At 40.4% G+C, this 24,892-nt stretch carries 26 protein-coding genes and 1 riboswitch; of the genes, 4 read left to right on the top strand and 22 right to left on the bottom strand.

The window, feature by feature from the left end; all coding sequences use genetic code 11:
* Positions 1–69: 69 nt before the first annotated feature.
* The 7 genes from racE to J4G36_RS03660 all read right to left on the bottom strand — a co-directional run bounded on the left by racE (position 70) and on the right by J4G36_RS03660 (position 5,485).
* Positions 70–864, bottom strand: a complete 795-nt coding sequence (gene racE, locus J4G36_RS03690) for a glutamate racemase (RefSeq protein ID WP_210468728.1) — start codon at positions 862–864, stop codon at positions 70–72.
* Positions 865–873: 9 nt separating this feature from the next.
* A complete protein-coding gene (locus J4G36_RS03685; RefSeq protein ID WP_210470405.1) occupies positions 874–1,281 on the bottom strand; it encodes a MarR family transcriptional regulator in 408 nt (135 codons plus the stop codon).
* A gap of 120 nt (positions 1,282–1,401) precedes the next feature.
* Positions 1,402–1,626 carry a helix-turn-helix domain-containing protein gene (locus J4G36_RS03680; RefSeq protein ID WP_172368968.1) on the bottom strand — a complete coding sequence of 75 codons (225 nt, stop codon included), beginning with the start codon at positions 1,624–1,626 and terminating at the stop codon, positions 1,402–1,404.
* A gap of 72 nt (positions 1,627–1,698) precedes the next feature.
* Positions 1,699–2,142: an acyl-CoA thioesterase gene (locus J4G36_RS03675; protein ID WP_210468727.1), complete on the bottom strand. Its 444-nt coding sequence runs from the start codon at positions 2,140–2,142 to the stop codon at positions 1,699–1,701.
* Positions 2,143–2,254: 112 nt separating this feature from the next.
* Complete coding sequence (gene sdhB, locus J4G36_RS03670; RefSeq protein WP_210468726.1) at positions 2,255–3,061, bottom strand: succinate dehydrogenase iron-sulfur subunit; 807 nt, start codon at positions 3,059–3,061, stop codon at positions 2,255–2,257.
* 4 nt (positions 3,062–3,065) lie between these two features.
* Entirely contained in the window at positions 3,066–4,820 is a 1,755-nt protein-coding gene (gene sdhA / locus J4G36_RS03665) for a succinate dehydrogenase flavoprotein subunit (RefSeq protein WP_210468725.1), read from the bottom strand.
* Between the two features lie 56 nt (positions 4,821–4,876).
* Positions 4,877–5,485, bottom strand: a complete 609-nt coding sequence (locus tag J4G36_RS03660; protein ID WP_305792213.1) for a succinate dehydrogenase cytochrome b558 subunit — start codon at positions 5,483–5,485, stop codon at positions 4,877–4,879.
* A 210-nt stretch (positions 5,486–5,695) separates the two neighbouring features.
* Between J4G36_RS03660 and J4G36_RS03655 the strand changes: the two genes are divergently transcribed.
* Positions 5,696–6,109, top strand: a complete 414-nt coding sequence (locus tag J4G36_RS03655) for a YslB family protein (RefSeq protein ID WP_210468724.1) — start codon at positions 5,696–5,698, stop codon at positions 6,107–6,109.
* Positions 6,110–6,153: 44 nt separating this feature from the next.
* On the opposite strand, the gene J4G36_RS03650 is transcribed toward J4G36_RS03655, so the two are convergent.
* From J4G36_RS03650 to zapA, 13 genes are all read right to left on the bottom strand, one after another.
* Entirely contained in the window at positions 6,154–7,374 is a 1,221-nt protein-coding gene (locus J4G36_RS03650) for an aspartate kinase (protein WP_210468723.1), read from the bottom strand.
* A gap of 89 nt (positions 7,375–7,463) precedes the next feature.
* Positions 7,464–7,642, bottom strand: a riboswitch (Lysine riboswitch).
* Between the two features lie 68 nt (positions 7,643–7,710).
* Entirely contained in the window at positions 7,711–9,501 is a 1,791-nt protein-coding gene (gene uvrC / locus J4G36_RS03645; RefSeq protein WP_210468722.1) for an excinuclease ABC subunit UvrC, read from the bottom strand.
* Positions 9,502–9,564: 63 nt separating this feature from the next.
* On the bottom strand, positions 9,565–9,879 hold the full coding sequence (trxA, locus tag J4G36_RS03640; protein ID WP_210468721.1) for a thioredoxin: 315 nt from the start codon (positions 9,877–9,879) through the stop codon (positions 9,565–9,567).
* 907 nt (positions 9,880–10,786) lie between these two features.
* On the bottom strand, positions 10,787–11,761 hold the full coding sequence (locus J4G36_RS03635) for an electron transfer flavoprotein subunit alpha/FixB family protein (RefSeq protein ID WP_210468720.1): 975 nt from the start codon (positions 11,759–11,761) through the stop codon (positions 10,787–10,789).
* Positions 11,762–11,795: 34 nt separating this feature from the next.
* Positions 11,796–12,569, bottom strand: coding sequence for an electron transfer flavoprotein subunit beta/FixA family protein (locus J4G36_RS03630; protein ID WP_210468719.1), 774 nt, complete (start codon positions 12,567–12,569; stop codon positions 11,796–11,798).
* Positions 12,570–12,596: 27 nt separating this feature from the next.
* Positions 12,597–13,370 carry an enoyl-CoA hydratase gene (locus J4G36_RS03625; RefSeq protein ID WP_210470403.1) on the bottom strand — a complete coding sequence of 258 codons (774 nt, stop codon included), beginning with the start codon at positions 13,368–13,370 and terminating at the stop codon, positions 12,597–12,599.
* 29 nt (positions 13,371–13,399) lie between these two features.
* Complete coding sequence (locus tag J4G36_RS03620; protein WP_210468718.1) at positions 13,400–13,981, bottom strand: fatty acid metabolism transcriptional regulator FadR; 582 nt, start codon at positions 13,979–13,981, stop codon at positions 13,400–13,402.
* 91 nt (positions 13,982–14,072) lie between these two features.
* The gene (locus J4G36_RS03615; protein WP_210468717.1) at positions 14,073–15,776 is read right to left on the bottom strand and encodes a long-chain-fatty-acid--CoA ligase; all 1,704 of its coding nucleotides are present in this window, start codon (positions 15,774–15,776) and stop codon (positions 14,073–14,075) included.
* A gap of 228 nt (positions 15,777–16,004) precedes the next feature.
* The gene (locus J4G36_RS03610; RefSeq protein WP_210468716.1) at positions 16,005–16,418 is read right to left on the bottom strand and encodes a DUF350 domain-containing protein; all 414 of its coding nucleotides are present in this window, start codon (positions 16,416–16,418) and stop codon (positions 16,005–16,007) included.
* A gap of 69 nt (positions 16,419–16,487) precedes the next feature.
* On the bottom strand, positions 16,488–18,842 hold the full coding sequence (locus J4G36_RS03605; protein WP_210468715.1) for an endonuclease MutS2: 2,355 nt from the start codon (positions 18,840–18,842) through the stop codon (positions 16,488–16,490).
* 16 nt (positions 18,843–18,858) lie between these two features.
* Positions 18,859–20,565, bottom strand: coding sequence for a DNA polymerase/3'-5' exonuclease PolX (polX, locus tag J4G36_RS03600; protein WP_210468714.1), 1,707 nt, complete (start codon positions 20,563–20,565; stop codon positions 18,859–18,861).
* A 55-nt stretch (positions 20,566–20,620) separates the two neighbouring features.
* On the bottom strand, positions 20,621–21,160 hold the full coding sequence (locus J4G36_RS03595; RefSeq protein WP_210468713.1) for a CvpA family protein: 540 nt from the start codon (positions 21,158–21,160) through the stop codon (positions 20,621–20,623).
* Between the two features lie 7 nt (positions 21,161–21,167).
* Positions 21,168–21,428: a cell division protein ZapA gene (gene zapA / locus J4G36_RS03590; RefSeq protein ID WP_210468712.1), complete on the bottom strand. Its 261-nt coding sequence runs from the start codon at positions 21,426–21,428 to the stop codon at positions 21,168–21,170.
* A gap of 92 nt (positions 21,429–21,520) precedes the next feature.
* On the opposite strand from zapA, the gene rnhC reads away from it, so the two are divergent.
* From rnhC to J4G36_RS03575, 3 genes are all read left to right on the top strand, one after another.
* On the top strand, positions 21,521–22,453 hold the full coding sequence (gene rnhC / locus J4G36_RS03585; protein ID WP_210468711.1) for a ribonuclease HIII: 933 nt from the start codon (positions 21,521–21,523) through the stop codon (positions 22,451–22,453).
* A 45-nt stretch (positions 22,454–22,498) separates the two neighbouring features.
* Entirely contained in the window at positions 22,499–23,068 is a 570-nt protein-coding gene (locus tag J4G36_RS03580) for a hypothetical protein (protein WP_210468710.1), read from the top strand.
* A gap of 75 nt (positions 23,069–23,143) precedes the next feature.
* Positions 23,144–23,374, top strand: coding sequence for a hypothetical protein (locus J4G36_RS03575; protein ID WP_210468709.1), 231 nt, complete (start codon positions 23,144–23,146; stop codon positions 23,372–23,374).
* A gap of 97 nt (positions 23,375–23,471) precedes the next feature.
* Here the strand turns inward: J4G36_RS03575 and J4G36_RS03570 are convergent, their stop codons facing one another.
* Both J4G36_RS03570 and J4G36_RS03565 read right to left on the bottom strand, forming a co-directional pair.
* Positions 23,472–23,939, bottom strand: coding sequence for a DUF6241 domain-containing protein (locus tag J4G36_RS03570; RefSeq protein WP_210468708.1), 468 nt, complete (start codon positions 23,937–23,939; stop codon positions 23,472–23,474).
* A gap of 293 nt (positions 23,940–24,232) precedes the next feature.
* Complete coding sequence (locus J4G36_RS03565) at positions 24,233–24,841, bottom strand: CPBP family intramembrane glutamic endopeptidase (RefSeq protein ID WP_210468707.1); 609 nt, start codon at positions 24,839–24,841, stop codon at positions 24,233–24,235.
* Positions 24,842–24,892: the final 51 nt, after the last annotated feature.

The raw sequence follows: 24,892 nt of genomic DNA, 5'->3' as shown, positions 1-24,892 counted from the left end.
ATCTTATTTTTATCATAGCCTAATTCATCAATGCAAAAACCCGGACGTCCAAAAAGGACATCCCGGGTTTTATAAGGTTAAATGTCGTACATCAGGATTTTCTATGAATAACCAATCACAAACAATTTCATGAAAGGCTGTTCGTAAACCCGTCGTATAAAAAATAGGTTCAACAGATTGCTTCGATTCATTTAATATATTTCGTTCTTTCAGTTCTCGTTCTATATCATGAACGGTTTCAACCGCCGAAGAAATAACTTTCACATTCGCTGGAAGACTCTTTTTAATATGGTCTTCAAGAAGAGGATAATGCGTACAACCTAAAATGGCTGCATCGAAATCCTTTCCAGCTAAATTACTCAATGTTCGATCGACAATCGTACTTGCATAGTCAGATTTATATTGGCCGCTTTCAACAAGAGGAACAAACTCCGGACATGCAAGTGGGAAAACCGTTGCAGATGGGGATTGCTGTGCAATCTCCATACTATAAGCACCGCTCTTAATCGTTCCCAGCGTTCCCAGAACAGCAATTTTCCCAGTTGTTGAAGCCGTTACTGCTGCGCGAGCACCTGGAACAATTACACCGACAACCGGAAAATTGAATAATTCGCGAATGTCATCTAGCGCGACTGCTGTGGCTGTATTGCAAGCAATAACGAGCATCTTAATACCCATTTTTGAAAGTGCAGATGCCATTTCAATCGTAAACTGCCGCACTTCTTCGGCAGGACGCGGTCCATATGGACAACGTTTATCATCACCAATATAGATGATTGATTCATTAGGCAATTTGTTTCGTAATTCTTTGACGACGGTAAGTCCGCCGACACCCGAATCGATAATTCCGATTGGTCCTTCCACTTTAATCCCTCAATCCCACTTCATCTCTTTGTGCAGTTTTGTTAGCAGGTTAGAGAATTGTTTAACTTCGTCTTCTTCAAAATTGGACAACACTGAATTTAAATAATCACGTCTTTTATCAATAACTTCTTCAATCACACGTTTTCCTTCATCTAGAAGATGAATTCTGACAACGCGACGATCTTTATCGTCACGTACGCGTTTCACAAGATTGTTTTTCTCCATGCGATCGACCAAATCCGTCGTCGTACTGAAGGCAAGATACATCTTATTCGATAAGTCGCCTATTGTCATATCTCCGTGTTCGAAAAGCCATTGTAACGCAATAAATTGCGGTGGTGTAATTGTATAGTTTTTTAGTATTTTACGGCCGCTATGTTTAATAATCGCTGCAATATATCTAAGTTCTTTTTCCATATGTGCTACTTCAATTACATCATGCGTCTTTGCTGTCGTCCGTTCCGACAAGTTAACCAACTCCCTGATAACAATTACTACTTCTATTGTCGCCTTTTTCCCCCGGTATGGCAACTTATTTTAGCGCAAATGCAATTCTCCAAGCCTTAATAGCTCGATAATCGCCTGCGCTCTACCCGAAACCCCAAGCTTCTGAATGGTGTTGGAGATGTGATTTCGAACAGTCTTTTCGCTAATACCGAGCCGTCCTGCGATATCTTTTGTCGTAAAGTCATTGATGAGCAAGTTAAAGATCTCTCGCTCCCTACCCGTTAACAACGAGCGATGTTTTGGTTCATCTGTCAAGACGCGCCCCTCCTATCGACTTTCACTTTAAAATATGTCAGGAAGGACAATGACGTGACGGCTCTAACCCATTCAACCGACAAAAAGCGACTTTTCTTTTTCCGACCAAGGCGTTCCTTTGCCGCTTTTGCGATTAATCTGCACTAAAGTACCACGTCCTGTAAAGACAATTTCACCATTTCCGTTTTTTGCCATGTAATGAAGGTCAACCGAAGAATTTCTTATAGAATTTGATTTTACGAAGATATCTAGATTTTCATCATATGTAATCGGCTTCACATAATCGCACTGGACATCTGCTACGACGGGTATTTTCTCGCCCTTCGGATTCATCCAATCGCTCATTAATCCAATATGTTTAAAGTATTCAATCCGTGCAAACTCCATATACGAAATCGTAATAGCGTTATTAACAATTCCGTAGAGATCGATATCAGAAAAACGAACTGTTAATGGTGCCGAAAACTTAAATGCTTCTGCCCATGTATCAAAATCCTCAATATAATTAGCTCTCATTCCATAAACCCCTTTTCAACCTTCATTTTCTATTCATTATTCCATAATAATGAAATACAATCAAAAAAAATCCTACTTCGTTAAAATAACGAAGTAGGATTTTTTAAATATTTTAGTCTACCATGTGGTCGCTTCCGAAGAAGTTTTTGAACATTTGAACGGATGTTGCACGGTTCATCGCTGCAATAGAAGTTGTTAATGGAATGCCTTTAGGACAAGAAACAACACAGTTTTGCGAGTTTCCGCACTCTGCAATCCCACCGTCACTCATAAGTGCCGCTAATCTTTCATCTTTGTTCATCGCACCAGTTGGATGCGTGTTGAACAGACGAACTTGTGAAAGAAGTGCTGGACCGATAAAATTCGTTTGATCGTTAACGTTTGGACATGCTTCTAAACAAACACCGCATGTCATACATTTTGAAAGCTCATAAGCCCATTGACGCTTGCGCTCAGGCATACGAGGTCCTTCACCAAGATCATACGTACCATCAATCGGAACCCATGCTTTAATCTTCTTCAACGAATCAAACATGACATTTCGGTCAACGACTAGGTCGCGCACGACTGGAAATGTTTTCATCGGTTCAAGTTTTATCGGTTGTTCGAACTGATCAACTAATGCAGTACACGATTGACGTGGACGGCCGTTAATAACCATTGAACAGGCTCCGCAAACTTCTTCAAGACAAACCATTTCCCAACTGACTGGCGTAGTTTTCTTGCCATCAGCATTTACCGGATTACGTTGAATTTCCATTAAACCTGAAATAACGTTCATGTTAGGTCTATATTCGATTTCAAAGCTTTCCCAATATGGTTTTGAGTCACTCGTATCTTGACGAAGAATTTCAAATTGGACAGTTTTTTGCGCTACCTGCTCAGTACGTTCCTGTACGGCGGTATTTTGTTCGCTCATTATGTCAATCTCCTTTCGCCGCAGAATAATCGCGTTTACGTGGCGGGATTAAGGAAACGTCAATATCTTCATAGTGAATAATAGGTGCTGACTTTCCATCAAATTTCGCCATCGTAGTTTTCATAAAGTTCTTGTCATCACGCTCAGGGAAATCCGGTTTATAATGCGCACCGCGACTTTCATTACGCTGTAGCGCCCCGATAGTGATTACTCGAGCCAAGTATAACATGTTTTTAAGCTGACGTGTGAACGTCGCACCTTGGTTTGACCATTGCTGTGTATCAGTAATATTGATATTTTCATATCTTTCAAGAAGCTCAAGAATTTTAGCATCAGTTTGTTCTAGACGATCATTGTAACGAACGACTGTAACGTTATTCGTCATCCACTCACCCAGCTCTTTGTGTAGAACGTAAGCGTTTTCCGTACCGTCCAATTTGAGTGTGTCGTCCCATTTCTGTTGCTCTTCTTTAACAGCCGAATCGAATACCGATGAAGGAATTTCTTCAGCAGTTTTCTTAAGGCCTTTCATATATTTCACAGCATTAGGACCCGCAACCATTCCACCGTAAATAGCAGATAGAAGTGAGTTAGCACCTAAACGGTTCGCACCGTGCTGTGAATAATCACATTCGCCGGCAGCAAATAATCCAGGAATATTTGTATGCTGATCATAATCAACCCATAGTCCGCCCATTGAATAGTGAACAGCCGGGAAAATTTTCATTGGAAGTTTACGTGGATCATCACCAGTAAATTTCTCGTAGATTTCAATGATTCCACCAAGTTTAATGTCTAGCTCTTTTGGATCTTTGTGAGATAGATCTAGGTAAACCATGTTTTCTCCATTAATACCAAGCTTCTGATTCACACACACGTCAAAGATTTCGCGTGTTGCAACATCACGTGGAACCAGGTTCCCGTATGCTGGGTATTTCTCTTCCAAGAAGTACCAAGGTTTGCCGTCTTTGTATGTCCAAACACGTCCACCTTCACCGCGTGCAGATTCACTCATAAGACGTAGCTTATCGTCCCCAGGAATCGCTGTCGGGTGAATTTGGATAAACTCACCGTTTGAGTAGTATGCACCTTGTTGATAAACAATAGATGCTGCTGACCCTGTATTAATAACTGAGTTCGTCGATTTTCCGAAGATAATTCCCGGTCCGCCAGTTGCCATGATGACAGAGTCACCTTTAAATGCATGAATCTCCATCGTGTGCATATTTTGTGCTTTAATTCCGCGACATACGCCTTCATCGTCAAGAACCGCACCAAGGAATTCCCAGTTTTCATACTTTTGTACAAGTCCTTCAACTTCGAAACGTCGAACTTGTTCATCTAATGCATATAAAAGCTGTTGTCCTGTTGTTGCGCCTGCGAAAGCTGTACGGTGATGAAGCGTTCCGCCGAAACGTCTGAAATCTAGTAAGCCTTCAGATGTACGGTTGAACATAACGCCCATCCGGTCCATTAAGTGAATAATTTCCGGTGCTGCGTCTGTCATCGCCTTTACAGGTGGTTGGTTCGCTAAAAAGTCTCCCCCGTAAACAGTGTCATCGAAGTGGATTGCAGGTGAATCGCCTTCTCCCTTCGTGTTAACCGCACCGTTTATGCCTCCTTGAGCACATACGGAGTGGGAACGTTTTACCGGAACAAGTGAAAACAAGTCAACTGAGACGCCTTCTTCTGCTGCCTTGATTGTTGCCATCAAGCCTGCAAGACCTCCGCCGACAACAATCATTCTGCCTTTAGCCATTAATGTTTCACTCCTCAAAGTGTAAATAATCTCATAAAAACTTTAACTATCGTAAATTAAGTAAATGCAAGTAGGGCTTGTACACCGATTACAGAAAGGATTACAAATACTCCGCCTGTAATGTACGCCACAATTTGCTGTGAACGAGGTGATTGTGTAATTCCCCAAGTTACTAAGAAACCCCATAATCCGTTCGAAAGATGGAACGTCGCTGCGATAACACCTGCAATATAAAATGCAAGCATGAATGGGCTAGCTAAAATGTCAGCCATCATATCGAAGTTTACGTCAGCCCCAAGTGCTTTCTGAATTCTTGTTTCCCAGATATGCCATGCAATGAACACAACTAAGAAAACACCCGTCACACGTTGCCAGAAGAACATCCAGTTACGGAATGTACCATACTTCTTGACGTTACTTTTAAATGTGAATGATATGTAGACACCGTAAAACGCATGAAGCATCAATGGGATATAAATAATGAACCATTCAAGAAAAAGCACAAATGGTAAATTCCCCATGAAATCTGAAGCCGCGTTAAACGCATCAGCACCGCGCGTTGCAAAATGGTTGATCACCAAATGTTGTACGACAAAAAGTCCAACTGGAATGATTCCAAGCAACGAATGTAGACGGCGAATGTAAAAATCCGATTCTCTCAACAAATCTTTTACCCTCCCTTATTACTGAGGACTCCAGCTCGTGGTCGACACCAAAAGTTCATGAAGAACCGTTGACCGAATCCCTCTTCATGTTACAATAATATGACATGTCTATTGTACTCCTCCAATTTGAAGAGGTCAAGATGTGCCTTAATTCTAAACAATTAACTTCTCTAGTTAGCTACCACTTTTTTGGAAGGATTGCATGCAAAAATGAAAACTATCAATAGCGGAACGCCGACTCGATTCGGCTATGAAATTATTCGTGATCATGTCTTGCCTAGCATTCTAGGTAATAATGAAGCAGAAATACTTTATTGGGCTGGGAAAGAAATTGCGCGGAAGTTCCCGATATTCACAACTGATGAACTCCCCTCTTTCTTTGTAGAAGCCGGATGGGGTACCCTGACACTTGAAAAACTTTCCAAACACGAAGCCTTTTACAAACTAACAAATGAATCCTATTCATTGAAAATTCAAGAACGAACCTATCATCTAGAATCTGGTTTTATTGCCGAGCAGTATCAAAAAGTAAACGGCGTTCTCACCGAATGTTTTGCCGAACAAATCCATAAAGGCGAATATGTACAATTTCATGTAAAATGGGACTTGAAAACAAAAATATGAAACAACAAAGGCAGCATCTCATTGTAGATGCTGCCTTTTATCATTTAATATACATTTGCCAGACTGAATTCTTTATGTAAAACAGCAACAGCCTTTTCCGTATCTGATCCTGGAATGACGACAGAAATTTTAATTTCCGATGTGCTGACCATTTTTATAGGAACGGACGCATTACGTAATGTGTCGAACATTTTGGCTGCGACGCCTGGATTTGACACCATTCCACTTCCGACAATCGATACTTTTGCTAAGCCGACTTCAAAATCAGCACGGCGATAACCGAGTTCATGTTTGTTCATTTCCAAAACATTTACTGCCTCTGCAAAATCTTCGTTTTTAATCGAAAAGGAAACTGAAGGTTGCTCGCCCTCCATGATTGTTTGTACGATAATGTCAACATTAATATGATGTTCTGCGAGCTTCGTGAAAACATTCGCAAGTGATCCGTTGTATGGAACATCATACATCACTGTAATGCGAACAATTTCATTTTCAAAAGCGACACCACGCACGATAAGATTGTTTTCCAATTCGATTTCCTCCTTAATCACAGTCCCTGCCCCGTCAACATGTGCTGGACGTACTCTTAGTGTCAAATTATGATTTTTAGCGAATTCTATCGCTCTTGGATGAAGCACGCCTGCCCCTAAATTAGCGAGTTCAAGCATTTCATCATATGATATTTCAAGAAGTTTTCGTGCATCGCTAATTACTCTTGGGTCTGTCGTAAAGACACCTTCAACGTCTGTATAAATGTCACAACATGATGCCTCAAGCGCAATTGCAATCGCTACTGCACTTGTATCGGAGCCCCCACGACCCAGCGTTGTCAACTCGCCTTCTTGATCAATTCCTTGAAAGCCTGTAATGACAGCAACGCCGCCAGATTCAAGAATTTTGTTTACTTTTTTGGGTTCCACGTTTTCAATTCGCGCATTTCCATGCACCGATTCAGTTTGCAAACCTGCTTGCCAGCCTGTAAACGAGTTCGCGGGAATTCCTTTAGCCGAAACGGCCATGGCTAGTAAAGAGGCAGTCACTTGTTCGCCCGTCGATATTAACATATCAAGTTCCCGACGCTCGGCATTGGCATTGACGCCTTTTGCTAACGCTAATAAATCATCCGTCGTTTTGCCCATCGCAGAAACGACGACAGCTACTTGTTTACCCCGCCTGACTTCGTCAACAATTAACGAAGCCGCCCGTTCAATTCGTTCTTCATTTGCAACTGATGTTCCGCCAAATTTCATAACAATACGTTCCAAAACTCCACCGACTTTCTCCTGTACGCAAAAACAGCCCCCATATGTATATGAGAGCTGGTCCGATTTGGGATACGCCTAAGAAGCGTCTCCGTCGGGATAGCTCTCCAGGTAATATATTTCCTGACAAATTTCCGCTTATTCAACGAAAATCCAGTAGGCAATCGCTAACAGGCAATCACATACTTCGGCAAATACACCTTTCCATCCCAATCATTAGGCTGTCACCTTCATGGAATATACTCTTTGCATCCGCGCCTCTATCCTCACTAAGAGGGTTATTCTATTGTGAATAAACTTCAACTAGTGAAAGAAATTCAGTGAATTCACTTTATCACATTATTTTTCACTTTGCAATTCTTCTTGAAAATAGGTTTCTATCGATTCTGCTAAACTTTTTGGCATACCCGATTCTTGCAATTCTGAAGAAGAAGCTTCACGAATCTTTTTCACCGATCCAAAATGTTTTAGCAATTGTGTTTTTCTTTTTGGACCAACGCCTGGAATATCATCGAGTACTGAAGTTATTGAATTCGCCCCTCGTCGTTGTCTATGGAAGGTAATGGCGAAACGATGCACTTCATCTTGAATACGTTGCAATAGATAAAATGCTTCGCTAGTACTCTTTAGCGGAACAACTTCAATCGGATTCCCATATAAAAGTTGTGAAGTTTGGTGTTTATCATCTTTTGCAAGTCCGGCAATCGGTATCGATAAACCAAGTTCATCCTCAATCACGCTACGCGCAACTTCCATATGCCCTTTCCCGCCGTCAATAACAATTAAATCCGGTAATGGCAATTCCTCTTTTAATACTCGCGTATATCTGCGTCGAACGACTTCGCGCATCGCAGCATAATCGTCATGCATCGCGGCAGTTTTCGTTTTATATTTTCGATAATCTTTTCGGTTCGGTTTGCCGTCTACAAATGAAACCATTGCAGATACTGGATCTGCTCCGTACGTATGTGAATTATCAAAAGCCTCGATACGGAAAGGTACTGCAATGTTCATCGCTTCACCAAGATCCTCACACGCTCCAATTGTACGCGACTCTTGGCGCTCAATCAGCTGGAACTTTTCAGATAACGATATTTTCGCGTTTTTAGTCGCAAGATCCACAAGGCTTTTCTTTTTCCCACGTTGCGGAATATAGACATTAATATCAAGTAACTTTCGTACAATTTCCGCATCGACGGTCGTTGGAAGTAATATCTCCCTAGGTTTTATATGATTGGACACGGAATAAAACTGGCCGATAAATGTTAGCATTTCTTCATCTGGATCTTGATACAGCGGGAATATCGAAACGTCGCGCTCGATCAACTTTCCTTGACGAACAAAAAATACTTGAACGCACATCCAACCTTTATCAACAGCGTAGCCAAAAATATCACGATCCGTAAAATCATTCATCGTCATCGTTTGTTTTTCCATGACCATTTCGATGTTTGTAATTTGATCCCGATATTCTTTTGCGCGTTCAAACTCAAGGGCTTCTGCGGCCAAAGTCATTTTCTCGGTCAAGTCTTTTTTCACTTCTTTATATCCGCCGTTTAAAAACCGGGTTATATTGAGCGTCATTTCTTTATAGGTATCTTCTTCGACCTCGTTAATACACGGTGCAAGACATTGCCCAAGATGGTAGTAGAGACACGCCCGATTCGGTAATACTTCACATTTTCGATAAGGATAAATACGGTCGAGTAGCTTTTTTGTTTCGGTTGCCGCGAAAGCGTTCGGATACGGACCAAAATACTTCCCTTTACCTTTTTGGACACGTCTCGTAATTACTAATTTCGGATGACGTTCTGCCGTTATTTTCAAATATGGATATGATTTATCGTCTTTTAACATGACGTTATATTTAGGGTCATATTGCTTAATTAAGTTTAATTCAAGAACGAGCGCTTCGATATCTGAAGAAGTGATAATCGTTTCAAAATCGACTATTTCAGTGACAAGTCGCTGTGTTTTCCCGTCATGACTTCCCGTAAAATAACTACGAACACGTTGCTTCAATACCTTTGCTTTTCCAACATAAATAATAGTCCCTTGGCGATCTTTCATTAAATAACAGCCAGGGTGATCAGGAAGAATGGCTAATTTTTCTTTTAGATAATCATTCATTTATATTTCACCTACTAAAAAACTGGGAACCTATAGAGGAACCCAGTTTTGAATACTTTCATGTTACGCGTGTTTTTCGATTAGTTGTGCTAGCGCTTCTTTTGGTTGGAAGCCGACAACTTTGTCAACGACTTCGCCGTCTTTGAAAAGGAGTAGCGTCGGAATTGACATAATGCCATATTCTCCAGCAGTTCCTTGGTTTTCATCAACGTCTACTTTTACAATCTTCGCTTTACCTTCAATTTCTCCGTCAAGTTCTTCAAGAACCGGAGCAATCATTTTACACGGTCCGCACCAAGGTGCCCAGAAATCTACAAGTACTACGCCTTCTTTAACGTTTTCTGCGAAATCTTTATCGCTTGCATTAATAATAGCCATTTAAAAAATTCCTCCTTTTATCTACAACTTCTATTTAATTGTAACACGCGACAAAATTAGACTCGAAATATATGCCTATGTAGGGAAATTTGTACTTGGGAATTTTTATTCAGTTATATGCTTTGAAATTCACTACGGCGCTAGGAAAAGATTGAACTGTATCTTTCCGCACTTGGTTGATGACTTCCGCAAGAAGCCTACACTGGATTGTTGTTTGTAGTTAATTGACGTTTCTATTGTTGTAGATTTTTAATCTTAAAATTCTATCAATACCTGTATAGCTAAGATTTTTTTATTTATACGTATTCAATACAAATGAATTTCCACATTTGAAAGTGGGGACTGAGCATCCTTCTTTATATAATGATATTAGTTGATTGGAGTGCAGGGTGGCGACTCCCACAGAAACGGATCTAATAAAAAAATGGGGACATGAATAGTGCAGCATTATCTACGTTATTATTTTGCTTGCACTAATTACCGGTTTGCTTGCACTCAGACGGGTTTTCCTTGCACTTGAAAGGGTTTTGGTTGCACTTACACGACATTTGCTTGCACACAAATGATTTTGCTTGCAAGTCGGGACCTTCTAACCACATAAAAACTGATGACTAAGCAACTCGTTAATTAGACATCGTTAATTAACTGGCCCAATTCAATGAAATTAGTTGATTTGCGTGGAGGGCGGCGACTCCAGCGGGATGAAGCGGGACATATGGAGAAAGAAGTTCATTTCTCCTTTGGTGAGACCCCGCAGTGGAGCGCTAGCGACCGAGCAGGCTCACCGCCCGCCCCGTGGAACGCGTCCGCCTGGAACGCAAATCAACGGTTCAATTAAAAAACCTGTTACTTGAATAGTGAACCATTCAAGTAACAGGTATAGGTATAATAATTTAACTAGCTAATCTTAATTCGCTTTCAATTTCTTAACTTCTTCAATCATCAACGGAATTACTTCGAATAGGTCGCCGACGATTCCGTAATCTGCTACTTTGAAGATCTCAGCTTCTGGATCTTTATTGATTGCAACAATGATTTTAGAGTTTGACATGCCAGCCATATGTTGGATTGCACCTGAAATTCCGACACCGATATAAAGATCAGGCGTGATTACTTTACCTGTCTGACCAATCTGCAACGAATAGTCACAGTAATCCGCATCACACGCACCACGTGAAGCACCAATTGCACCGCCAAGCAGATTAGCAAGCTCTTGCAGCGGCTCAAAGCCTTCTGCACTACGCACGCCACGGCCACCTGCAACAACAACTTTAGCCTCTGACATATCAACGCCCTCAGTTGACTTCCGAACAACTTCCGCAATAATCGTACGTAAGTCTTTGACATCTACTTCCACAGAAGAAACATCACCCGTGCGGCTTTCATCTTTTTCAAGTGTAGCAATGTTATTCGGTCGAATTGTCACGAATAACAAACCTTCCTTAGTTTTCACTTTTTCAAATGCTTTACCAGAATAGATTGGACGAATGAAAACTGAATCGTCGTCTTCCCCTTCGATCGCCGTAACATCTGAAATCAGTCCCGATGATAGTTTACTAGCAATTTTAGGAGAAAGATCTTTCCCTAAAGCTGTATGACCAAAGACAATTACGTCTGGATTTTCTTGTTCATAGACCGCCATAAAACCTTGACTATAGCCGTCTGATGTATATTGTTTTAAATTAGCATGTTCTACCGTTACAATTCGATCCGCACCATATTGAATCATTTCTGCTGCGACGGATTGAACTGAATCGCCCAGTAAAACTCCGACGACTTCCCCACCGCCAGAAATTTGTTTGGCTGCCGCAATCGCCTCAAATGATACATTTCGTAGAGCACCTTCGCGTGTTTCCCCAAGAACTAAAACTTTTTTAGACATTTCCTGTCCCTCCTAATTACGTTATCTCTATCGTTTAGATTACTTTAGCTTCATTTTTAAGCAGATCTACAAGTTCTTTTACTTGGTCCGCAATTTCACCTTCAAGAACACGTCCCGCAGCTTTTTCAGCCGGTAGGAAGATTTCAATCGTTTCAGTTTTCGCTTCCACATCATCTTCATCAAGATCTAAGTCATCAAGTTCAAGTTCTTCAAGCGGCTTTCTTTTCGCTTTCATAATTCCTGGAAGTGATGGGTAACGCGGTTCATTCAAACCTTGTTGTGCCGTCACAAGGAGTGGTAGAGACGTTTCGATCATCTCGGAATCCCCTTCAACGTCACGAACAATTTTCACGTCTGTTCCGTCAATTTCTAGTTTCGTGATCGTAGTTACATAGTTGATATTCAACAACTCGGCAACACGTGGTCCGATTTGTCCAGAACCACCGTCAATTGCTACGTTACCTGCGAGAATTAAATCTACATCTTTATCTTTTAAGTACTCGCCAATGATTTTCGCAGCAGAAAATTCATCCATTTCGTCTAAATCATCTTCGGTATTAATAAGCACTGCTTTGTCTGCGCCCATTGCCAACGCCGTACGTAGTTGTTTTTCAGCATCTTCATTGCCGATAGTCAAGACTGTTACTTCACCGCCGTGTTCGTCACGAACCGTAATGGCTTCTTCAATTGCATACTCGTCGTAAGGATTAATGATGTATTCTGCACCATCATCTGCAATTTCACCATTTTTAATCGTGATTCTTTCCTCGGTATCAAAAGTACGTTTAACTAATACATAAATGTTCATGTGTAAGTACCTCCTCAGCTTTTTTCATCATTTTCCTGTAAAAACAGGTTCGCGTTTTTCTAAAAATGCTTGAATCCCCTCTTTTGCATCATCGGCAACAAATACCTCGCCAAATGAATCCGCTTCCGCTTTCACCCCTGCATAAAACGATTCTGGTTTAGCAAATTGCAGCATTTGCAATGCCGCTTTCACCGCTACAGGGCTTTTCTTCGCGATTTTACCTGCAAGCTCCATCGTTTTAGCTAGAAGTTCCTCTTCAGGATAGGCTTGATTCGCTAAACCGAATTGAACGGCTTCTAAGCCCGTAATCGGTTCGCTTGTCAGTAGCATTTCCGCAGCTTTAGGCATACCGACGTATCGCGGTAATCGTTGCGTTCCAGCGAAACCAGGTATGAGTCCAAGTTGCAATTCTGGCAATCCGAGTTTAGCAGTTTCTGAGACAATTCTCATATGGCAACCCATCGCCAATTCAAGTCCCCCGCCTAGCGCCGCACCATGGATAGCCGCGATGACTGGTTTATGGAAGCGTTCCAAACGCTCAAAGACTGCTTGACCGCTTGCAGCGAGTTTGGAAAACTCTTCACCTGAGGTAACGGCCGTAAACTCTTTAATATCCGCCCCCGCAGAGAAGAATCGCCCTTCCCCATGCAATACGACGACTCTCACAGAATCATCATCTTGCACTTTATCCATAAGCGCATCCACTTCCAAAATCAAAGCCCGAGATAATGCATTTGCTGGCGGTCTATTAATTGTTGCAACAGCTACGCCATGTTCAACTTTTACCGTTAGAAATTCCATTTCTCCCATTCCCCTTTACTAACAATGATTTACGCTTTCATCCCTTTTAAAAGAAGTCTATGTACTTCAGGGGATAATTTCATTAAATCATACTTTTGATCATTCATCACCCACGAAGTGATTGTTTCATCAATTGTGCCAAATACCATTTGACGTCCCAGTCGGATATCAAGCGTACTAGACAACTCACCGCTCTTAATTCCTTCTAATAAAACGATGTCTAACAAATCCAGGTATTCCTTCAATACTTCATTTATTCGAAGGCGGAGTTTCTTACCTGACTGCCTTAGCTCCAATTGGGTCACAATCGCTAGATGGCGATCCTCGTGAAGAACGCGGAAATGGTTTGTGATCATTCTCAGCAAACGTTCAGAAGTATCCAAGTCTTTATCTAATACGTCTTGCAGATTTGTTGTAAAAATCGCCATTTTTTCTCTGAATACGGATATTAAAATATCTTCTTTATTTTTAAAGTAGAGATAAATCGTTCCGTCAGCAACGCCTGCTTCTTTTGCAATTTTTGATACTTGCGCCTGATGGTAACCGTTTTCAGCAATTACGATAACTGCGGCATCAATAATTTGTTTATATTTTGGACGATCACGTTTCACTATTTTTCATCACCACCAAAAAAAGAATATGAATGATGATTCATTCATATTCTTATATTAATATTTATATTCAGTTTAGTCAAGCTTTACATTATGAGCTAATCAATTCTTCACTCGTTTTATTTTTTTCTTCTTCAATCAAAGTTCTTCTTAATATTTTTCCGACTGCGGTTTTCGGTAACTCTTTCCTGAATTCATAGGAGCGTGGAACTTTGAATGCCGCGAGTTCTGCCCGACAGTACTTATCTAACTCTTCTTCAGTAATTGAAGCCCCTTCTTTTAACACAATGTATGCTTTCACAGTTTCACCTCTATATGGATCCGGGACACCTGCTACAACACATTCCAAAATTGCTTCATGTTCATATAATATTTCTTCTATTTCCCTAGGATAAATATTAAAACCACCTGCAATAATCATATCCTTTTTGCGGTCAACAATGTAGAAATAACCTTCTTTATCCATATAACCTAGATCGCCTGTTAAAAACCAACCATCGCGGAATGTTCTTTCCGTGTCTTCAGGCTTATTCCAATACCCCCGCATCACTTGAGGACCCTTAATCGCAATTTCTCCAATTTCACCTACAGCTAACGGTTCATTCGACTCCGGACCTAAAATACATGAATCTGTATCCGGCCACGGAACACCTACAGAGCCTTTGACACGATCATCTTGGCGTGCCCAGACGAAATTTGCATGAGAGACTGGGGAAGTTTCAGTTAAACCGTATCCTTCTACAAGTTTACCGCCTGTAACTTTTTCAAATTTTGCTTGAACATCAACCGGTAGTGCTGCCGAGCCGCTAATACACGCTTTAATGGATGATAAATCATATTTAGCTAGGTCGGGATGGTTTAACAGACCGATATAGATTGTCGGAGCACCCGGGAACAATGTCGGCTTTTGTTTATCAATCGTTTTCAATGCCGAATCCACATCAAACTTCGGCAATAAAACCATTTTATTAGAAAGCATTACCGTCAATATTAAAACTGTCGTCATGCCATACACGTGGAAAAAAGGTAGTATTCCCATAACCGTTTCTTCGCCTTCTTCAGTATTGTAAAGCCAGGCTTGGCACATCGTCGCATTTGATATTAAATTTTTATGCGTTAACATAACCCCCTTCGGCGGGCCGGTTGTTCCACCCGTGTACTGAAGGAGTGCGACGTCTTCATTGAAATTGAACGTTGTACGAATTGGATCTGCTTTTGCAATTTTCATGATTTCCGTATACAAATGATTGATGCCTCGATGTTCAACTTTTACCACTAATCCGTATTCTCTTTTTTGGATAAATGGGTAAATCAGATTTTTCGGGAATGGAAGATAATCTTTTATTCCTGTTACAATGACATGTTCTAATGATGTTTCTTGAACTATGCTTGAAACTCTTGGATACAGAATATCTAGTGTAATGATAGCTTTAGCACCCGAGTCACTCATTTGGTATTTCAATTCGCGTTCAGTATAAAGTGGATTGGTTTGGACAATTACAGCACCGCTGTAAAGGATGCCGAAATAAGCAATTGCATTTTGTGGACAGTTCGGCAACATGATGGCTACCCGATCTCCCTTTTCAATTCCAATAGAACGCAAGTAGTTAGCAAACTTTAAAGCAGAATCATAGAATTCTTTGTATGAAATATCTTTACCTAAAAAATGAATTGCAGTTTTATCTGGGTGCTTTGTACCAGCCCTTGTCAAAAACTCCTGAAGCGGAATCTTTTCATAGTCTAGCGTTTTCGGTATTTCCGGTGGATACAAATCTAACCAAGGCTTTGTCGTCATAGAAAAACCCCTTTCTGTTTCTAGTTTAGAATATTCGTATATATCTCATTATAGACGTTAACGGAAGCGCTTACAAATACATTATTCTAGTGATAGTAAAAAATGCCTTGATCAAAATTCGATGATCAAGGCATGCTTTTATTTAGATAACCAATAAATCCCTACAATGATGAATAAAACACAAGCTACAATTAATATTTTTGATAGTTTCTCCATTTTTCTTGGCTCCTATGAAATACTTGCCCCAATAACAAATGATAGTCCAACTGAAATTGTTAAGGATATGAAGCCAACCGATCGATTGTCGGCTTCAATTTCCTTGTCTACATTGAACTTCGGTGTTAGAAATTCGAATAGTATATATGCGAAAACGAGTAAGGTAAATCCGAAAAATCCCCATCCTATCATTTCACCGAGCGAGTTATGTCTTGAAATGGAATAGTGAAAGATATTCGCGACTCCGAAAATTTTGCCGCCAGTTGCTAGTGCGACTGCGATATTTCCTTTTTTAATCTGTTCCCAGTTGTTATATTTAGTCACAAGTTCAAATAATACCATCGTAACAATAATACAAAGAACGACAACACTGAAATACCCAGCCGTTTCTACGAGCGGATTGCTCCAGAACCCAGATTTTTGCATGATTATGGCCCCTTTATAAATGCTTTCTCTCGTATACGGATATAGAGTGAAAAGGTTTCGATTTATTTATTATTTTAATTCCACGACGGTAACGCCGAAACCGCCTTCTCCGGCTTCGCCAAATCGATAACTTTTAACACGAGAATGCTTTTTCAAATATTGTTGAACCCCTTGTCTTAAGGCACCTGTTCCTTTTCCATGGATAATGGAAACTTGATGATAATTTGATAATAATGCATCATCAATATATTTTTCTGTTTTATAAATGGCGTCTTCATAACGCTCCCCGCGCAAATCCAGTTCGAGTTTTACAGCACTGCGTCCTCGTATGGATGCAGTAGCGACAGGTTGTTTTTCTTTTTGGGGTTTGACATATTCAAGTCCGGATTCTTTAATATTCATTTTCAAAATGCCGATTTGAACAATCCATTCTGTATTTGAAGTCTTTTCAAGAAGCGTTCCTTTTTGGCCGAATTGCAAGACCTGGACTTCATCACCAACATTTAGCCGTCGCTCAGTTTTTTTCGATTGGGTCTTCACATTCTTCTCTTGTGCTGGCGATGCGTCTTCTAATCGCTTACGTGCATCTATAAATTCATGTTCTTTTATAGTTGCTTGTGCATTCAGTTGCATCGCGCGCAAATCAGAAATGACTGCCTCCGCCTCGCGTTTTGCATCGTCAACAAGTTTCCTCGCTTTTTCTTTGGCCTTTTCCTCGAGCTTTTCTTTCATTTGATCAAAGTTCGATAACTCTTCCTCGAGTTCTTTTTTCAACCGTTCTGTTTCAAGTAAGATTTCATGCGTTTCATCAGCATCCCGTTCGGACCTGATTCGGCTGTCTTCAAGCGACGCAATCATTGACTCGACTTCACCTCGGTTGGTTCCTGTAAATGATTTGGCGCGTTCGATTATATGGTCGCTTAAACCGAGTCGCTGGGAAATTTCGAATGCATTGCTTCGCCCTGGCACGCCGATCAACAGACGGTACGTCGGACTTAATGTATCGATATCGAACTCCACGCTCGCGTTAGCGATGCCTGGACGGTTATAGCCATACGCCTTCAATTCGGGATAATGTGTAGTTGCCATTACGCGAGCGCCGCTGCCGTGCACTTCATCCAATATTGAAATCGCAAGTGCTGCCCCTTCTTGTGGATCTGTTCCAGACCCAAGCTCGTCAAATAAAATCAATGATCGATCATCATATTTTTTCAAAATATCGACGATGTTGACCATTCTTGAGGAAAATGTACTCAGACTTTGTTCAATTGATTGTTCATCGCCAATATCTGCGTAGACTGAATCGAATATGGCTACTTCTGAACCGTCCAACGCCGGTATCGGTAAACCAGCTTGCGCCATTAATGTGCATAAGCCTACAGTTTTTAATGTGACGGTTTTCCCGCCTGTATTCGGTCCTGTAATGACGATTGTCGTAATATCCGTGCCAAATTCGATGTTATTGGCAACAGCCTCGTCAACCGGAATTAATGGGTGTGTGGCTTGTGCTAGTCGTATTCTGCCTTCGTTATTCACTTCGGGTTTTGTGTATTTATGGGCTGTACCGTATTTCGCTTTTGCTAGAATAACATCAATTTCCGATAAGATTGCAACGAGTAGAAATAAATCATGTGCAACCTCTTGAACTGAAGCCGATAATTCGAGTAATATCTTTTCAATTTCCTCTTGTTCTTGCATCTTCAGGTTTCTGATTTCATTATTCGCCTGGACAACTGCATCAGGCTCTATAAAAAGTGTTTGTCCTGATGAAGACATATCATGAATGACGCCGCCGTAATGCGAACGATATTCGGATTTAACTGGAATCACAAATCGGTCGTTACGAATCGTGACAATCGCATCCGAAAGCATTTTCGACGCATTTTTTCCACGCGTATAGCTCTCAAGTCGCTCCCGAACTCGACTTTCCTGCGTGCGCAGTCCTTGTCGAATAGAACGAAGTTTACTTGATGCACTATCGATTACATGGCCATTATCATCAATCGCCTGGTTAATACTATGTTCTAAAGCCGTTACTATCGGCATCGCTTCTTTTTTGTCAATAAAATGCGGAATGGTGATATCTTCATCTGAATCGACTGACTCTATAAATTGGCGAAGGATTCGACTTGCCCGAATCGTATTCGAGACTTCCATCAATTCATATGCACTCAGCATGCCACCCATTTGCGCACGCTTTGCATGAGGGCGTATGTCTTTAATGCCGCCCATCGGCACATTCCCGCGCACGCGTAAAATGGCCAGTCCTTCATCAGTTTCTTCCAATAGCCGTACGACCTCATCGTAATTGCTCACTGGCGTCAATTTATCAATTTCAGAACGTCCAGCGGTAGAGGTACAATGTCCAGCTACTAATTCCCGTATTTTATCGAACTCAAGTGTTTTTAAGACACGGCTTTCCAATGTCTAACACTTCCCTTCACTTTTCAATTATTTCAGAAATAAATTTCTCCAATGACCAAGTATTCACGACTGTTTCTTTCTTCAGCCATGCTTTTTGTCCGTAATTTACGCCTGTTTCCATAAACCTTAATGTATCTATCGCATGCGCGTCTGTGTTAATCGCAATTTTCACGCCCGCCTCTTGTGCTTGGATCAGATATTCAGTTGCAAAATCAAGTCGATGTGGATTTGCATTTAATTCTAAGATTTTATTATACTGCTTTGCCCATTTAATTAACTGTGGAACGTCAGGATTATACCCCTCTCTCTGTCCGACTATCCGTCCGGTTGGATGTGCAATCATATCGACATGCGGGTTTTTCATAGCCGTATGAAGACGCTCCATGATTTGCTCCTGGGGTTGATTGAAGCTTGAATGAATTGACGCAATCACAAAATCGAGTTCACTTAATAATTCATCATCAAAATCAAGTGATGCATCAGGCAAGATATCCATTTCTGTTCCGCAGAAAATCTCAATATCGTCGTATTCTTTATTTAACGAGCGAATTTCCTCGATTTGTTCCCGGACTCGTTGAGGCGTTAAGCCATTTGCTACTCGTAAAAACTGCGTGTGATCCGTAATAACGATATGCGAGTAACCAATTTCCCGGCACGCATCGACCATTTCACGAATCGAATGCGCACCATCAGACCAAGTCGAATGCATATGCAAATCCGAGCGAATATCGCCAATCGCAACCAGGCCTGGTATTTCATCAACACGGTCTAACTCTTTACCGTTTTGTCTTAGTGTCGGTGGAATGAATGGCAATCCGAAATGATTGAAGAATTGTTCTTCAGTTTCAAACGTAGTCATATTTCCTTCTTCGTCTTCAACACCGTATTCGCTAATTTTAAGTCCTTTCGACTTAGCCAGTTGACGAAGGGCCACGTTATGGTCTTTAGATCCTGTAAAATGGTGAATGGCCGTTGCGAACTGTTCATCTTTCATAAAACGAAAGTCAGCGTCAATCGGATCTTCCATATCTATTGTAACGGAAAGCTTCGCATCACCTGCCGCAATTGTTTCTAAAATCGGCAATGATGAAAGTAATTTTTCGCGAACAATCGAAGGCTCATCTGTAACGAGTATGAAATCGACATCGCTACTTTCCTCTTCGGTTCTGCGGTAACTTCCTGCAACAGAAAATCGAGTAATCTCAGCAATTTCTTCAAGTATTGCTTCCACTAGCTGAACGACTTTTTCCATTTTCCAATGCGGAAATTTACCTTGTCGCGTTCCAAAGGCTTCGATTGCGGCTAATATGTTTTCTTCAGTCTTTTTTCCGAATCCGGGCACTTTGCGTACAGCACCTTCAAGGCAGGCCTCGTGAAGTGTCTCGATTGAGTCAATTCCAATTGTTTCTCGTAGTTTCGCGATTCTTTTACCGCCAAGACCTGGAATTTTCAAAAGCGGGACAAGTCCCTTTGGAACTGTTTCCTCTAACTCATGTAAAAGGTCAGATGCCCCTTTTTCCATTAAATCAGTGATGACAGCACCCGTTCCTTTTCCGATACCTTTTAGCTTTAAGATATCATCCATTTCAGATAAGCTTCGTGAATCAAGTTCTAGAACATTTGCTGCTCTTCTAAATGCCCCCACCTTAAAATGGTTTTCACCGAGTAATTCCATGTACATCGCAATCTTTTCAAATGTTTGAATGATTTTCTTCTTATTCATAAGTATTCCTCCGCTCCCTGAAAAAACTTCCCTCCTATTTTGAAGGGGGAAGTTTTTAGCTTTTATATATATACCACCATTTTTTCACGGTTTCTGAAAACCACGGCGTATGTTCGAACATCGCGTCTGCTAGAATTGATTTATCGATTACGTTTTGGATAAATTCAACTGGTATCATAATAGCTAAGTAAATTACTAGGAAGATAAGTATATAAAACTCAACAAATCCTAATACTGCACCTAAAAGTCTTGCGACAAAACCAAGTACAGGTAGAAACTTTAAAAAGTCGAACATTGACGCGATAAGCTGTAAACCGAATTTAACAACAATAAAAATAAGAACGAATGCAAGCAAGTTATAAAATGTCTCATCTAAATCTAGCTCACCCACAACAAATGAAACTTTTGAATCTGCGTTAACACCTGGATATGGAATCCACAGGACAAACTTTTCAGCAAGTTTTTTGTAATACAGAAACGCGATGACTAAGGCTGCGATAAAACCTGTCATATGTATTAATTGGACGATTAGACCACGGCGAAACCCAGTGATCAGACCTCCCAACAAAAGAAAAACAATTAGTAAATCTAGCATGTAGCAGTCAACCCTTCAATTTTTTCAATTGGATTTCCATTTGTTCAACTTGCTCTTTTAATTTAAGATAATCATGTACACTATTAACAGCGGCTAGCACCGCAATCTTTGTACTGTCGAGCGTTGGATTATGCGAACTTATTTCTCTCATCTTGTCATCAACGATTGAAGCAACCTGCCGCATATGAATACTTGTTTCTTTACCAACCATTTTATACGTTTGACCATAAATATCGACGGCAATCCGTGTTTTTTCTTTATCTGCCAAGGACTGGACACCCCCTGAGAAACTCTGTTTCTAATCATACCATGAAATGCGTTTATTTGTGAATTAAGTCGACGAAAGGAAGAAGAAATTATATGGGTAATCAAGTAATTCTTATTAGTAACGAAGATATGAAGAAGGTTATGAATCATTATGCTACCTCGAAAATTACACGCAATGCGCCTGGCGTTATCTTTGCTGCGAAAATCTCTGATACTGCAATCACTGCGTATAAATCCGGAAAAGTATTGTTTCAAGGCGCGGGTGCTGATCGAGAGGCGGCACGATGGGGCCCTCTCACTGCTGCCAAAAAAACAACTACCACTTCCAAAGGAGATAAGTTGCCTGCTAATTTTGCCGAACTCTCTGTTGTAGGATCTGACGAAACAGGCACGGGCGACTTTTTCGGACCCGTTACAGTTGCTGCTTGCTATGTTCGGGCGGATCAAATTGAACTCGTTCGTGAACTTGGCGTAAAAGATTCCAAGCAATTAACGGATGATTTAATGCGAAAAATCGCCCCTGATTTACAAGCGACACTTATTCATAGTGTTCTTACCCTTGGAAATGTGAAATATAATGAAATACAAGAACAAGGAAATTCTCAAGGTAAAATTAAAGCGCTCCTCCATAACCAAGCATTGAAACATGTTCTTCGAAAAATGAATGGAGAAAAACCTGATTATATATTAATTGATCAATTTGCCGAGCGTGGTGTCTATTATAATTATTTGAAATTAGAACCCGAAATTATTCGTGAAAATGTGTTGTTGTCGACAAAAGCGGAAGGACTCCATTTATCAGTCGCAGCTGCCTCTATCATTGCACGTGTCGCATTTCTAGAAGAAATGGATCGACTTAGTACCTTCGCAGGCGTTACCTTACCTAAAGGTGCTGGACCTCGGGTTGATGAAGTAGCCGCTCGTATTTTACTGAAAAGTGGCGCTGAATCTTTGAAAAACATGACAAAATGGCATTTTGCGAACGCGAGAAAAGCACAACAAATTGCAAATAAAAAAAGAATGTAACTATTTTCCTTCATAGTCGAACTAATCAGTAAGGAGGTTTGATTTATGAAAAGAATGATGAGTTTGCTTGCACTTGTTTTTATATTAGTTGCTTGTGGAACGACAAACAACGGTAGTAGTTCGGATATTAAAGATTCCCTTCCCCCGTCAGAGAATAATGTGAAAGAAGGTGATTTTGTTTATCGCTTGTTCTCGGAAAAAGATGTTTATGATGAATTTGATGATTTGGCTGTTTTCGCCGAACTAACATATGTTGGTGATGAAGAATCGATCGAAATATACCACGCTGCATCCGCCTTTCACTTTCCTCTCAAAGAGAGAACTAGGGAATTTGAAGTCGGTTATGCGATGAACGAACCGCTTCTTATGACAAAGTTATTAAAGGATGAACCTTATCGGGAAAAATACGCTTTTGCTGGTGGATACAGTGATGATGATACGGTAGAATATCGGCAGTTTGTCCAGACAATCATTGAAAAGGGGTGCCCAGAAGGTGAGTATATTATGAATGGGTCAGCCCAGTTTGATACTATAGATCCATCTGTAGCGACCGATGATCAAAAATTCAATATGAATGCTTCGATTGGTTTCACCGTTATGAAAGGTGTCCAATAAAAAGATCAGAACGAGACAAATAGCTAAAGACTTGCTTCAGGGGGAATTGGAAATCTTATAAATGGGGGTGAAAAAATGGATTTGTTCTTTTGGTTAACAGTTAGTTTCATCGTGATCGGATTTGTTGTTTTTGCTTCTACGGCAAAAGGTATGGAAAGGAAGGTAGCTTTAATAAGAGAAAACGAGGAAAGTATGGTGGGTAAACAGATTTCAAATAAACCCGTTATCTGGTGGATAGTGGGAGCCACGGCATTTGGACTAGTAAGTATGTTTTTAGTCGTACGGTCTTTTTCTATTTTTATGTAAAAAGGTTGGTGTATAAGCAAAAAAGAGTCCAATTCAAATGAATTTGGACTCTTTTTATGTGTTGAATTTAATTTTTGTACCAGCCCGAATCGTTTTTTTATTTATTCTCCTCTAACCAAACGGTCAGCACGTCTTCTTTAAAGTTTTTAATGATAAACCATCTTTCCTCTTCCGCTGACATAATTCCGTAAGCCTTCCCGATTGATCCACCTTGCAGTTTCCAAATCGCGTTGTGGTCTTTGTCTACCTGATTAAAGTTTCCATCCTTCCACCTAATAATAATCGGAAGAAGCACATCTTTTTTCTTGAAGTCGTTGGATTCAATAATATCGTAAACAACATTAATATTTTCTTGAATCATCGGAATGGCACCCCATTTTTCATTGGCCCGGATTTTCTGGTGTGTCATTTGATGCATGACGGCCATGACTTCTGATTGAGGAGATGCATGCGTGATAAGTAATTCAGTTTGAGCGCCTGATATCTTTTTTGAATGAGTCGAATTTCCTTTCGCAATCTCTTCCTCACTTGCTACAACTTTTTCATTTTTAATGTCTTTTTTCAAATACCAATTGCCGCCTGCAACGACTCCTCCTAGAATGAGAATTACAGCGAATGAAATTATGAATTTTTTAATGGTTATCTTCCTCCGAATGAACATATTAGTGCACTTAATCTTCAAGCCAAGTATTGCCGATTATAAACTAGTTTATGGGCATATGAAATACTTTCTATACTCTTTCTTATTCTTCGCCAAAACGTGTTCTCCTTTTATTAATCCAATATTCTTCGATTAAATCTACCAACACATTAAAAATAAGCCGCCAGGACCTTCTGACGGCTTACTTTCATAATGAATTATAGAATGGCGAAAATATAAACGCCTGCAACATTTGCAAGAAAATGAGCGAGTGTTGTGATATAAATATTTTTCGTTTTTACAAATAATATGCCATATAGAATACTATTTATAAAAATAAAGCCAATATCATACATAACGACAACTACTGGCCCATTGGAAAGATGTCCAACTGCGAAGAGAAATGAAACGATAAGGATAGCAATTCTAGGATTCATTATATTTGATAGTTTTTCCTGTGCGAAACCACGAAATGCCAGCTCTTCACCAAAAGCCAGTATCAATAGCTGCGGAATCAGTATGATTATAGTACCAATCTGCAACATCGGCGCAACCCTGGCCATCACGTGTTCATTAAAAGTTGGCATTGCAAAATGAGCAAATAGTATTTGACCCATACCTAATGCTAGTGGTAACAAAACTAGCCACCAATACTTCCGAATATCTCCCTTCGTTTTTTCCCACTGAAATTTAAAAACTGAATTACCAGTTTTCTCTTTACGCCTTTCATAGATCATATAAAAAATCGCAAAAATAATCGCCAAACCGCTTAACGGTGATAATGCTAATATTGCAAAAACCATGAGTACTACTAGTCCATTCCCCATTACCAACCTCCATATCGAATTTTAGTCTGTCCATACAAGATTATGTTACAA

It is taken from the genome of Sporosarcina sp. 6E9, assembly GCF_017921835.1.
Lineage (GTDB): Bacteria > Bacillota > Bacilli > Bacillales_A > Planococcaceae > Sporosarcina.
The sequence above is the reverse complement of the archived record's forward strand: the minus strand, read 5'-3'. Positions and strand labels throughout refer to the sequence as shown.

What these genes read in the sequence shown, in the direction of transcription:
- J4G36_RS03575 (WP_210468709.1), top strand. Translation starts at nt 23,144, where the DNA reads ATGGATTTGTTCTTTTGGTTAACAGTTAGTTTCATCGTGATCGGATTT.
- J4G36_RS03630 (WP_210468719.1), bottom strand. Translation starts at nt 12,569, where the DNA reads ATGAACATTTATGTATTAGTTAAACGTACTTTTGATACCGAGGAAAGA.
- J4G36_RS03625 (WP_210470403.1), bottom strand. Translation starts at nt 13,370, where the DNA reads ATGGAATTTCTAACGGTAAAAGTTGAACATGGCGTAGCTGTTGCAACA.
- rnhC (WP_210468711.1), top strand. Translation starts at nt 21,521, where the DNA reads ATGGGTAATCAAGTAATTCTTATTAGTAACGAAGATATGAAGAAGGTT.
- J4G36_RS03595 (WP_210468713.1), bottom strand. Translation starts at nt 21,160, where the DNA reads ATGCTAGATTTACTAATTGTTTTTCTTTTGTTGGGAGGTCTGATCACT.
- sdhA (WP_210468725.1), bottom strand. Translation starts at nt 4,820, where the DNA reads ATGGCTAAAGGCAGAATGATTGTTGTCGGCGGAGGTCTTGCAGGCTTG.
- J4G36_RS03685 (WP_210470405.1), bottom strand. Translation starts at nt 1,281, where the DNA reads ATGGAAAAAGAACTTAGATATATTGCAGCGATTATTAAACATAGCGGC.
- J4G36_RS03610 (WP_210468716.1), bottom strand. Translation starts at nt 16,418, where the DNA reads ATGCAAAAATCTGGGTTCTGGAGCAATCCGCTCGTAGAAACGGCTGGG.
- J4G36_RS03615 (WP_210468717.1), bottom strand. Translation starts at nt 15,776, where the DNA reads ATGACGACAAAGCCTTGGTTAGATTTGTATCCACCGGAAATACCGAAA.
- J4G36_RS03580 (WP_210468710.1), top strand. Translation starts at nt 22,499, where the DNA reads ATGAAAAGAATGATGAGTTTGCTTGCACTTGTTTTTATATTAGTTGCT.
- uvrC (WP_210468722.1), bottom strand. Translation starts at nt 9,501, where the DNA reads ATGAATGATTATCTAAAAGAAAAATTAGCCATTCTTCCTGATCACCCT.
- J4G36_RS03655 (WP_210468724.1), top strand. Translation starts at nt 5,696, where the DNA reads ATGAAAACTATCAATAGCGGAACGCCGACTCGATTCGGCTATGAAATT.
- J4G36_RS03635 (WP_210468720.1), bottom strand. Translation starts at nt 11,761, where the DNA reads ATGTCTAAAAAAGTTTTAGTTCTTGGGGAAACACGCGAAGGTGCTCTA.
- polX (WP_210468714.1), bottom strand. Translation starts at nt 20,565, where the DNA reads ATGAATAAGAAGAAAATCATTCAAACATTTGAAAAGATTGCGATGTAC.
- trxA (WP_210468721.1), bottom strand. Translation starts at nt 9,879, where the DNA reads ATGGCTATTATTAATGCAAGCGATAAAGATTTCGCAGAAAACGTTAAA.
- J4G36_RS03565 (WP_210468707.1), bottom strand. Translation starts at nt 24,841, where the DNA reads ATGGGGAATGGACTAGTAGTACTCATGGTTTTTGCAATATTAGCATTA.
- J4G36_RS03675 (WP_210468727.1), bottom strand. Translation starts at nt 2,142, where the DNA reads ATGAGAGCTAATTATATTGAGGATTTTGATACATGGGCAGAAGCATTT.
- sdhB (WP_210468726.1), bottom strand. Translation starts at nt 3,061, where the DNA reads ATGAGCGAACAAAATACCGCCGTACAGGAACGTACTGAGCAGGTAGCG.